Here is a 10,805-nt window from a genome sequence, read left to right on the forward strand (position 1 = left end):
TCGGCTACAACGCGATGGCGTTCGTGCGGGGCTGATCAGCGACCGGCGCTGGCGGTGCCACCGCTCGGCGGCACCACCAGCGCCCTGGAGGTCAGTACCATTCCGAGCAGATCGTGCCGCCGGCCGGGTAGCTGTAGCAGGCCCGGCTCACGTATCCGGCGTCGTTCAGCATGACCGTGCGGACAGTGCCGCCGCCGGTGACCGGGTAGGCGTCTGCGAATCCGTACGGGCTCTTCCGCTCCACCCAGAAGTAGACCTCGTGGCCGGAGAGCGCCCAGACGGTACGGCACCGGGGGCTGTACCGCAGCAGGACGGTGTAGTCGTTCGGACGACCGGTGGTGGCTACGCCCTTCGTTTCCGCGTCGTCTCCGCAGTAGTAGTACGACGTGGAACTGGTCCAGTTCTTGTAGGTCGCCGGGTCCTTGCCTTCGCAGCTCCACCCGCACCCGCTGGTGGCCGCGGCGGCCGGGGTCGCGGTCGCGAGCATGAGCGCTGCGGTCGCGCACAGGGCGGTGGCCAGCCGCCGAACGTCGATGTTACGCATGGAAGATCTCCTCTGATCGAACGTCTGCAATGGACTGGTCGACAGCCTCAGTCGAAATTTGAGATGGTGCCCTGGCTACCCGGGCAGCTGTTGTGCACCCGCAGGTAGTAGCAGCCGGATGGCGTCGCCACCGCACGGCCACGCCCGCTTGCCCGGCGGAGGCGCCCGTTCCCTCCATGGGGAACGGCCTCCCGGAGCAGATCATGGAGGGCCGAATAGCGGCCGCGAGGCCGAGCCAGCGGCGTTCGGCGTGTGACATTGGTGATCTTCCTTCCGCTAAAGCGGCATCAGGACGTTGCCGTGCAGGATGAAATGGTCAGAACAGGGTTTGGTGGCACCCAGGTCGGTGCTGGTGTAGTCGTTGCATGCGCCGACGTCGCCGTTGACCGACGCGCTGTACTCGGAGACGTAGAAGAACCGCCGGGCCACGAACGCGTAGTCGACCTTCCGCATGCTGGCCAGCGTCGGGAGGCCGCCCTGCGCGATGTCGCACACGAAGGTTTCCCGGCAGGGTCGCTCCTGGTCGATCTCGGCGAATGCGCCCCGGCCGATCGGGGCCGGGTAGAAGCTGCCCAGGGCGAGGTTCGGGCCGGGCCGGTTGTAGTCGCCGAGCATGATCCACGGCTCCTCGTTGGGCGCGTCGCCCGGCAGCGCCGCCAGGTTGTTGATCTGCCGCTCGGGCCGGGTGTAGTCGGGGTTCTCCGCGGTGCCACCCTCCTTGATCAGGTGTGCGCTGCACGCGGTGATCTCGCGGTTGTCGCCGGTGTGCGCGAAGGTCAGGCAGGCGACGCTGCGTTCGTGCCGGGCGCTCAGGGCCACGGCCGCCTGGAGCGCGTCCGTGTCCGGGTCGAACAGGTAGCCGAACTGCCGCACCACGCGGCCACGGCCGAAGATCGCGTTGCCGGCGGTGAACTTGAGTGGCCGGTCGCTCAGTGCCCACCGCGCGGTGCACTTGGCGCCGGCGGCGAGCGTGGACGCCTGATACCAGCTGGCCATCTCGTATCCGATGGCCGCCAAGCGCTCCCGCAGGTAGTCGTACTGCATCTCGCACATCTCGTTCACGGACAGCACGTCCGGCCGGGTGGCCTGCACCTCCCGGACGAGCCGGTCGATCACGTCGAAGCCGCCCCAGTTGCCGGTGGCCCCGGAGATGTTCCACTGCATGAGCTCCAGCTTCGGCGTGGTGCTCTCGTTCACCGGAACGAATGCCACCGCGTCCCAGACGACCGCCTGGCTGCCGTCGCCGTCGCCGGTCAGCGTGCTCAGGCTGACCTCGGGGACGTTGGCGAACCGGAAGGCGCCCAGCGTTGCCCAGCGGGTGCTGGCGCTGCGCTGCGCGGTGACGCTGACCCGCTTCCCGTGCGAGCTGTTCACCTCGTAGGTGGCCGAGGGTGTTCGACCGATGTGGTCGGGTAGCGCCACCATGATCTTCATCAGGCCGATGTACTCGCGGTTCAACCGCCACCGGCCGGTGACCGCCAGTTTCCAGCCGGGGTCGACCTTGCGGGTGTGCGAGAACCAGTAATGCCCGGCGAACCCCCCGCCCATCTGGTGCGTGTCGATCTTTCCTGGGTACCGGCCGTCCGAGTCCTGGTGGAAGCTCATCTCGAAGCTGCCCTCGTTCGAGAACGGACGGCCGCAGTTGGGTCGCGACTGCGGGATTCCGTCCGGCAGGTCGTCCACGATCAGCGCGCCGAGCGGCAGCCCGTCCGTGTCACACTTCGGCGGGTACGACTCGCCGTCCGGCTCGTACGGGTAGCCCGGGTCGAAGCGCAGCAACTCGTTGCCGCAGGTGGAGGGGCAGTCCGACTTCCACGTCGTCGGTACGTGGTACCAGCACTTGAGGTCGATCTGGCCAGCGGAGTTGCGGTGGTTGCAGGGGCCCGCCGGTTCGGTGATGACCTCCGGGGCGTCCGGCTGGTGGGTTTCCCCGTAGTAGCAGTCGTTGGTGGGGTCGCAGAACACCGACGCCGGGGGCTTCACCGCGGTCCGGTTGATCGGGCCCTGGACGTCGCCGCCGGGCCACCACGCCGCGCGGAAGCCGCCCACCAACTTGGTCGGCGACTCCGGCACCTCGACCGGGTGCCCCGCCCAGCCGAGCACCTTCTCCGGGTACGGCCAGTTCTGCGGCCTGGCTGCGTCGGCGTAGGTCCTGTCGAGGAACGAGTCGCGGTTGGCCGGGTACTTCGGGTTGGCGGGGTTGTTGGCCCAGCCGACCCCCCACGGCGCCGTCGATGAGGTGTACGGGTAGAAGCCGGAGTTGTAGGCCCAGACGGCGTAGAACCAGTTCTCAATCTTGGCCGGGTTGCCGTCGTTGATGCGTAGGCCGGCGCCGGTCACCTGGTTCCACTTCGATTGCAGGATCTGCAGCCCGGCGGCCACGTTCGTGGCGAAGTCCAGGGCCACCGCGCGCTGCGTCTGGTACGGCCACGCGGTGTCGCCCGGCCCCTTCTCCCGGCCAGCCAGTCGCATGTGGTCGGTCACCTGGGTGACGCCGTAGCCGCAGTCGGCCTTCGCCCAGTCGATGGTCCAGTCGTCCGAGGTGTCCGCGTTGTAGATGTCCAGACCGTAGAAGTTGCCGATCAACGGGTTGGCCGTCTCACCGGGATACGCGTACCGGGTGGCCTGCCACAGGTTCGACTCCTGCGCGGCGATGCCCAGCATGATCTGCGCCGGCACGTAGCCGCCGGTGACCAGGGGAATCGACGGGAACAGCCCCTGCGGCGTGTACGCGGGCATGCCGAGGTTCTTCCAGTTGGCCGGACGCTGGACCGTCAGCACCCCCCGCACCGCCTGGTCGACGGCCCACTCGACCTGGCGCGGCTTCGGCTGCGTCGCCTGGTTGCGGGGGTCGTTGCGGGGCACCGAGCAGTAGCGGTCGGCCAGGTCGGCCGGGTTGTTCGGGTCCCCGGCGGCCAGGGTCGCGGCGGTCCGGCGGGTCGCGGTGGGCGGGCTGGCGCGCCGCCCGGCCACGTCCGCCGGGTGGGGCGCCGCGGTGGCGGACGCGGTGGGTCCGCCCGTCGGACGCGGGCCGGGCACGGCGGTCAGCTTGACCGCGCGGCGGGTGCCCAGCACCGTCCCCTCGATGAGCAGCGGCTCCGGGCCGGACCCGCTGACGGCTCGGGGGTCGGGGTTGCGCGCCCGCAGCACCGACGTGACGGCGAACCGCCCCTGCTCGGAGACCGTCGACCCGGCCGGGACCGCCGCCAGGGACACCGCGGCCGGGGGCCGCTCGACGGGCGTCGCCGCGCCCGTGATGAAGACCCGGCCGCCCCGGCCCGACGCCACATCGACCTGAGTGACAGCGCCCCGCGCGAGCGTCCGCACCCCGCCCGCCGGCGCCGCCCGGCGCACCACGGCCCGGTCGCGGCCTTCCCGCTCCATGAAGACGACGCCGCCGCCCGCGTCGGCCGCGAGCCGGAACGGCACACCCCGGGTGGACGCGAGGACCCGCCGCCGACCCTGCCCGTCGACCCGCACCAGCGCGCCGCCGTCCGCGGCGACGATGCCCTTGGGGGTCGGCACCGCCGAGGTCAACTGCCCCTTGATCTCCGTACGCGCGCCGAGCCGGCCGGTCCGGGCGTCCAGCGTGACGAGGCGGGTGCGGCCGAGGTCCTCGCCGCCCTGGGTCAGCACGACCGTCTCGCCGGTGCCACAGCCCGGGTTGAAGTAGGCAAGACTGGTGCGGATCGGCAGCTTGCGGACCGCCCCGTTGGACAGGTCGACCACGGCGGTGAAGCCGGCCCGGTCGAACAGTTCCGCCTTGTTGGTGAACGTCCGCGGCGCGTACGCGACCACCGCGCGCCGGCCCGAGCCGGTGACGCAGACGTTGCCGATCCACTGGTCGGTCTCCACCCCCGGCTCCGACAGCGTGGTGACCGGGCGCCACTGGTACCCCTCGCTGGCCCGCCCGGCCAGCAGGTGGAAGCCGTCGGCGTCGCTGCTGGTGACCAGCGCCCGGTCGGTGGACGAGCGCCAGCCGGCGCCGAGCACCGCGTCCCGCTGACCGGCCCCCACCGACCGGGGCGCGTCGGCGGTGGGCCGTGCCGGCGCCGGCTCCGGCTCCGGCGATCCGGACTTCACGGGCGTGGCGGGCGGCGCCGCCTCGGCCGGGCCGGGCATGCCGAACGCCCCGGCGGCGACGAGCAGGCCGGCGGCCAGGAGCCGGCGGCTACGTGGGGAGGTGCGCGGGGACCGGGCATGCCTTCGATGCATCGGGAGATCCTTCCGCCGTGCGGCGGATGCCCCCGCCGCGCCGATCGACAGCCATCATTTCTGATCGGCGTTCGGCGGCGTGAGGAAGTAGACCGGCAACTCACCGGCAACTCACCGCGAGCCCACCGCGACGGCGCCGGCGCGGGCACCTGCGCGGACATCACCGGTCTCGGCGACCCGGACAGCCGTCACGCCGTCGACGGGGCACTGATCACGGCCCGCTGCAGCGGCTCCGTTCATGAGTTCCGGGTGAACTACTGGCCGCACCCGCTGTACATTCCGGCGGGGCGGCGCCAGCACGGCGTCCCTCCACCGCCGTTCACCCCGTCGGCGCGACCACCCGCCGACGGGCGGCGAACCCACCCGCACAGACCGGTGCACGCCCATCACCCCAGAGAGGTGCGTGATCATGTGCTGCCATTTTGCTCCCAATGTAATGGGCGCAAAACCAAAGGCTCGTTACCGAAGATCCGGTAACGAGCCTTTGACCTGCTGTTTCTCTGGTGGGCGATACTGGGTTTGAACCAGTGACCTCTTCCGTGTCAACGAACGGTCCACAGCCCTCGCACCAGCACAAACGCGAAGGCCCGCAGGGCACGCCGAGACGATACGAGCAGCTGAAAGCAGTCCGACGCCGTTCAACGCACCCCGCTGCTCCCAATCTGCTCCCAATCTGCTCCCCACCCTGCAGCCGAACCGCGCCAGTCGGCGTGGGGATCGCGTCGGGGGCGCCATCGACAGCAAATACATGATCGTCATCGCGGTTGATCGCTCGCCGAGAGGCTGCTACAGGATAGCTTTCACCTCTGTCGCGAGACTCGCTCATGCTCCGACGTAATCAGCGGAACGCTGGCCGCCGTCAATGTTATGTCGGGTTCTTGATTGATAAGTCGGCCGTGCGGATGAGGCGTTCCTGCCAGCCCATGGCTAGTGTCGTGATGACTCCCATACTGATGATCATTGACCGAATTGGTACGTCTTATGGAAGCGGCATCTATCGGCATACGGGTGGTCTGCCCGGGTGTTGACCCTGAGCGTCTCAACGAACTGGCGAGCAATCTGGCTGAGGCCCTGTTGGCGGAGGACGTGGACAACGTGCGGGCCGGGACTGGCGGTGTGGCGCCGGCGGGCGCCAAGGCCGGCGAGGTTCTCGCCATTGGTGCGCTGTTCGTGACGTTGGCACCGGCGGTCATGGAAGGTGTCATGGCGGTGGTGTCGTCATGGCTGAGCCGCCAGCCGAGCGACGTGGAGGTGGACATCGACGGACACCGGTTCCGTGGGCCGGTGACCAGGTCGCAGCGGGACGAGCTGGTGGCTGCTTATCTGCAGCGCCTTGACCGCACGCCATGACCGGCACCCGGCCGACGCGTCGGGCGTTGCTGCTCGGCTGCGGTAGCTTCACCGACCGGTCACTCGCGGCGTTACGGTCGCCCCGTCGGGACGTTGAAGAGCTAGCTCGGGCCCTGCGTGCCCCTGACACATGCGGCTATACGCTGACCGCGAAGGTGGACTGCGACAGCCGGCAGGCGCAGCGAGCGATCGAAGGGTTCTTCTCGTCTGCCCGGGTGACCGACGGGATGAATCTGCTCTACCTGTCCTGCCACGGTGTACAGGACTCGCAGGGCCGGCTGTACTTCGCGTTCACCGACACCGAGCGAGACTTCTTGAGCTCGACCGCGGTGTCGGCCGACTGGGTCCGGGAGCGCATCTACGCCAGCCGGTCCAAGGCCACCCTGGTGGTGGTCGACTGCTGCTTCAGCGGGGTGTTCATCAAGGGCATGCGCGCCCGCTCAGCCGGTGCGGCCAGCGTCCAATCCCTCGTTCGGAACCTGCCGCAGGGCAGCGGCGTGGCCGTACTGACGGCGTCGGGCGAGACGGAGGTCAGCTTCGAGGACGCTGACTCGGCCGAGGTCCGCCCGTCGTATTTTACCGAAGCTTTGATCACGGGCATCGCTACTGGCGCCGCTGACCTCAACCGCGACGGCCGGGTCACGGTCGACGAACTGTACGACTACGTCTACGAGCATGTCGTCAGTGGCCCGTCACCGCAGCGGCCCCGCCGGCTGGGCATGGGTGAGGGCGTTCTTGTCGTCTCGGATGTCATCCGAACACCAGCACGACAGTGGTCGCCGGTGATTCCGACCGCGGCCGTACCGCAGCAGCCCCTGCTGCGGACAACCGGTGCGTTGGTGGTGCGAGGTGTGTCGGGCTGGGTGTCGTTCGACGGCCAGTGGGTCGTGATCGGCAAGGACGGCGTCGGCAACATCTACAAGGGCGAGCGCCGTTACCACGTCAGCCAGATGTCCGGTCTGGCGGTCAAGGAGGCGACCCGTCTTCACCACGGCTGTTTTCAGGTGCTTCTGGCCGGGGTGACACCAGCGCCGGTCGCCCGGTTCGGCCCCAACGCCGGGCGACCACCGATGACCGACGACAACTCGGTCTCTTTCGCAAAGTCAGCCAACAATGACATCCGGCAGCTGCGTGACGCGGTCCAACAGGCCATCGACGTCGCCTGCGGCCACGCACCAGCGCTGCCCACCACAGCGGCAGCCCCGCTCTCGATCACCGGTTCTAACCCGTTCCTGTCGACTACCCGTGTCCGACGTGGTGCTGGCACGCAGGGGCCGCTGGCTGGACCAACCGCCGGCGCACATCGCAGCCCGGCCGGGACCGATATCGGCCACAATCCAGCGAGCGGCCCTCTGGGACGAACAGGCGGGCAGCACGGACACCACGAACCGGTAGCGGCCGACGCTGACACGGAGTACCGCCGTGGCGAACACGACGCCATCCGGGCCGCCACTCGGCTACCGCTGGCCGCGCTCGACACACTCGTCGGCCACCAGTTCGACGTTGTGCGATGGCTGCGTCCGTGGCGGGAACACTGGCGCCGGGCGCTGAGCGAGCCGGGACCGCTTGTTCCGCAGGTACCGCCGTGGCTGGTAGACCTCGCCCAGCACCTCGGCAGCCACGCCGCACCCGCCGGCTCCACCAACTCGACCTTCACCCCGACCCCGGGTTACCTCGCCGGATTCTGCGCCGGCCTGCGTACCACCTGGAACAACGCTGTCACCACGCGGCTCGTGCCCGCAGACCGGCCCACCATCGCTCGCTGGCTCGCCCAATCATCCAGCCAGCGCAACCTGTCTATGCCGCTGGCCGAGGCGACGCTACGCGACCTGGAGACCGCTCGCCAACGCGCGCACCGTGCAGCAGTGATCCGCTGGACACTGCGCGGACTCATGTGGGCCGCCACCGGGCTACTCATTTTCATGGAAATCGCGGCGATCGCGATCACAATCGACGGCAGCTGGACCGACGCGAACGGCAAACCCGCCACCAACCAGACATCACACGCCATCATCGCCAACGTCGGCTGCCTGATCCCGCTGATCACGCTGGTCGCATTCCTCGTCTTCGACGTACGTCGGATGCGCCGCACGAACGCAACGGGAGCAGCGGTGACCGAACCGGCCATCACAGCCGCAGGCGCCAGCCATCTGCCCAACGCACACCCGGACGACAATCCCGCGCCGGGAGAGTCCCGACAGTGCTGACGGTGTCGGGCAGGCGCCGTTGCGTTGTGGAACCGGCAGACGTGTTGAACCCGGGCCCGGTCGGCGTTCAGATCGCTTGGGCGAGTTCGGTGAACGCGGCGGCGATCCGCAGGGCCGGTGGGGCGTCGACGGCGAGTTTGTAGGGGCCGCGGCGAAGGTTCTGTATGAGACCGGCCATGACGGAGTCTTCAGGGTCGCCGAGGAGGACGTGCTCGCCTAACGCCGCAAGATCCCACGAGTTGATGATCACCGTGAATCACCCAGGCTAGGCCGACAGCGCCTCGCTGACGCGGGGATCGGGCCGGAGGAAGGCCTCGATCGCCGGGCGGATCTCGGCCGCGTCCTTGGTGCTCAGAAGCCGGTCGACCAGGTCGCCGATGCGGTGGTTCGGGTCGAGGCGGACCGGGCCGCCCCCGGCCAGGTAGGCGGTGACCAGGCCGGCCGCGTCGCCCTCGGCCGGGCGGCCGGTGCGCGCCGCCAGGGCGACGACGCCCAGGCCGAGCATGTCGGCGGCCACCGGATCGATGCCGTATCGGGCCGGCTCGCCGCCCACCTGGCCCGCGCGCCGCCAGTCGGTGATCCGCACGCGCGGATCGAGCCAGCCGTCGTCGAGCTCGCCGAAATGGTCGGGGTGGGGCGTGGCGGTCAGAGCCCGGACCGACAGGTCCAGGTGGTAGGCCCCACGCCCGTGGGCATAGGCGAGCGCGTCACCGAGCCGGGTGATCATGTCGTCGGCCGCCGGACGGCCGAGGCGGTCGCCGTAGACGGCGAGGTAGTGGTCGAACCGGATCCCCCGCCGGTCGTGCTTGTAGAGCAGGGCCGGCCCGGCCACATGGTGCCCGATCGTCTCGGGTCGCGCGATGTCCGGGTGATCCAGCTCGCTGAGCAGCAGATACTCCCGGAGGACGGACTCGTCCAGCCGGGCCCGTTGTTCGACCGGCTGGTCCGGCCGGGCGACGAAGACGCGGGCCCGGACCGAGATCTTGTCCAGGACGGTGCTCCAGGCGATGTGGTCCTGCGCGTTCGGCGCCACCTCGAGCGGCGGCTCGACCACTCGCCAGGTGCCGACCGGGTGGTTCAACTGGGAAGGGGCCGCTCCGATCCGCGCGAGTAGGCCGGCCACCGCCTCGGAGAGGCAGTCCGGCAGCACGTGGCTGGGATCGACCGGGGTGCGCGCGAGCAGATCCCGCACCAGCCAGGGCCGGTCGGTTCCGGGCTTGTCCGGTCCGTAGACGGCGGCCGCCTCGGCCGGGTCGAGGTCGATCTCGGCGGCCGGGAAGGTCAGCTGGACCACGCCGAACACGGGGGGCATGGGCAGTCCGCTACTGGCCGCGGCCCGGCTCAGCGCCTGGCCCAGGGCGTGGGCCTTGATCGCCGCCACCCGAGCGGGACTGTCCCGGGCCACCCGGGTCAGGCCGGCGCTGATCACCCACACCGGGCCGCGGTTGGTGACCCGGCCGTGCAAGGCGTCCAGCTCCACCACGAACAGGCCGCCGGGCGCGGCGACCAGCAGGTCGATCCGGTGGAGGTGGCCGGAGTCGGCCACGAACGTGAAGTTGGCCCAGGCTCGGAACGGTGCCACGTCGGGCAGCGCCTCCCGGATGGCGTCCGCAGCGTCCCGCTCGTCGGAATATGCCCACGGTGTGATCGTCGTCCAACGAGACACAGCCATGCCGTCCTCCTCGATCAACGGTCCGCTCCGCGAATCCGGTTTCGCATCGTATCTTCGACGAATCGGGCAAGCTGACCGATCCCCTCGACGATCTCATCGATGGACGGTGATCTGAAGGAGAGCCGAATTTCGTGCGCGCCACCGTCGGTGGAATCGAAGGAGGACAGTGGCGTGAAGATGATCCCGTGGTCGCGTGCGGCCCGGGCCAGGGCGGCCTCGTCGGCCACGACATATCCGGCGCGCGCCGCGGAACACCGACTCCGCATACGGACCGAGCTGGATCACGGTGCGCCCTTTCGTCCAGCGATTTGAGCGACGGGCCGGCGGCGCCGGGGAGATGAGTCGGTACGGCAAGTCATTGTGCTCACCCTGAACGGCACACCACGCGCCGGCGGCCCGGGCGGTGGCCGGCTCGCCCGCCGGATGGACCAACCGGTGGTAGCCATGGGAGCTACCACGATCGGCACCGGCCACCGCTGACCGAGCACGTCGACCCTTTGATCCGGTTCGGTCACCCCGGTCAGGACCCGCGGGACGATCGTCGCCTGCGCGAACGCGGCCCGGTTGGCCCGGACAGCGTGCTCGCTCACTTACCCGGCGGCATTTTCAGCCATCGCGGTGCGCAGGGACAGCGGTCGCATGTCGGTCCACACGGTTCCGATGTGTTCCAGGCAGGCGGCCCGCTCGCCGGTGAAACCGGTCGTGTGCCAGCCCGGGGGCAACTCCCGCCCGACGGGCCAGATCGAGTACTGCTCCTCGTGGTTCACGACCACGTCGAAGATCTGATCGGCATCGCTGAACATATGACTCTCCTATC

General features: G+C 69.7%; 9 protein-coding genes. 2 read left to right on the forward strand and 7 right to left on the reverse strand.

Translation table 11 applies throughout. The features are described 5' to 3' along the window. Positions 1 to 91: 91 nt before the first annotated feature. On the reverse strand, positions 92 to 544 hold the full coding sequence (locus tag BLW47_RS07190; RefSeq protein WP_091553205.1) for a DUF2690 domain-containing protein: 453 nt from the start codon (positions 542 to 544) through the stop codon (positions 92 to 94). Between the two features lie 276 nt (positions 545 to 820). Further along, entirely contained in the window at positions 821 to 4,759 is a 3,939-nt protein-coding gene (locus BLW47_RS07195; protein WP_139307188.1) for a golvesin C-terminal-like domain-containing protein, read from the reverse strand. Between the two features lie 960 nt (positions 4,760 to 5,719). Here BLW47_RS07195 and BLW47_RS07200 point away from each other — a divergent pair. Then, positions 5,720 to 6,109 carry a hypothetical protein gene (locus BLW47_RS07200; protein WP_139307189.1) on the forward strand — a complete coding sequence of 130 codons (390 nt, stop codon included), beginning with the start codon at positions 5,720 to 5,722 and terminating at the stop codon, positions 6,107 to 6,109. Next, on the forward strand, positions 6,106 to 8,316 hold the full coding sequence (locus BLW47_RS07205) for a caspase family protein (RefSeq protein ID WP_091553214.1): 2,211 nt from the start codon (positions 6,106 to 6,108) through the stop codon (positions 8,314 to 8,316). The genes BLW47_RS07200 and BLW47_RS07205 overlap by 4 nt, the downstream gene beginning before the upstream one ends. 67 nt (positions 8,317 to 8,383) lie before the next feature. Here BLW47_RS07205 and BLW47_RS26020 read toward each other — a convergent pair whose 3' ends face one another. From BLW47_RS26020 to BLW47_RS07230, 5 genes are read right to left on the reverse strand one after another with little or no spacing between them, the layout of a single operon-like run. Continuing rightward, the gene (locus tag BLW47_RS26020; protein WP_091553218.1) at positions 8,384 to 8,566 is read right to left on the reverse strand and encodes a hypothetical protein; all 183 of its coding nucleotides are present in this window, start codon (positions 8,564 to 8,566) and stop codon (positions 8,384 to 8,386) included. A 15-nt stretch (positions 8,567 to 8,581) separates the two neighbouring features. Then, entirely contained in the window at positions 8,582 to 9,988 is a 1,407-nt protein-coding gene (locus BLW47_RS07215) for an NERD domain-containing protein (RefSeq protein WP_139307190.1), read from the reverse strand. A 14-nt stretch (positions 9,989 to 10,002) separates the two neighbouring features. Beyond that, positions 10,003 to 10,215: a hypothetical protein gene (locus BLW47_RS07220; RefSeq protein WP_091553225.1), complete on the reverse strand. Its 213-nt coding sequence runs from the start codon at positions 10,213 to 10,215 to the stop codon at positions 10,003 to 10,005. A 54-nt stretch (positions 10,216 to 10,269) separates the two neighbouring features. Further along, on the reverse strand, positions 10,270 to 10,578 hold the full coding sequence (locus BLW47_RS25905; protein ID WP_217634802.1) for an alpha-hydroxy-acid oxidizing protein: 309 nt from the start codon (positions 10,576 to 10,578) through the stop codon (positions 10,270 to 10,272). After that, complete coding sequence (locus tag BLW47_RS07230) at positions 10,579 to 10,791, reverse strand: MbtH family protein (RefSeq protein ID WP_091553229.1); 213 nt, start codon at positions 10,789 to 10,791, stop codon at positions 10,579 to 10,581. It lies immediately after the preceding gene. Between the last annotated feature and the right edge of the window lie 14 nt (positions 10,792 to 10,805).

The sequence above is a fragment of the Micromonospora pattaloongensis genome (genome assembly GCF_900107255.1).
Lineage (GTDB): Bacteria > Actinomycetota > Actinomycetes > Mycobacteriales > Micromonosporaceae > Micromonospora_I > Micromonospora_I pattaloongensis.

What these genes read in the sequence shown, in the direction of transcription:
- BLW47_RS07190 (WP_091553205.1), bottom strand. Translation starts at nt 544, where the DNA reads ATGCGTAACATCGACGTTCGGCGGCTGGCCACCGCCCTGTGCGCGACC.
- BLW47_RS07205 (WP_091553214.1), top strand. Translation starts at nt 6,106, where the DNA reads ATGACCGGCACCCGGCCGACGCGTCGGGCGTTGCTGCTCGGCTGCGGT.
- BLW47_RS07195 (WP_139307188.1), bottom strand. Translation starts at nt 4,759, where the DNA reads ATGCATCGAAGGCATGCCCGGTCCCCGCGCACCTCCCCACGTAGCCGC.
- BLW47_RS07215 (WP_139307190.1), bottom strand. Translation starts at nt 9,988, where the DNA reads ATGGCTGTGTCTCGTTGGACGACGATCACACCGTGGGCATATTCCGAC.
- BLW47_RS07230 (WP_091553229.1), bottom strand. Translation starts at nt 10,791, where the DNA reads ATGTTCAGCGATGCCGATCAGATCTTCGACGTGGTCGTGAACCACGAG.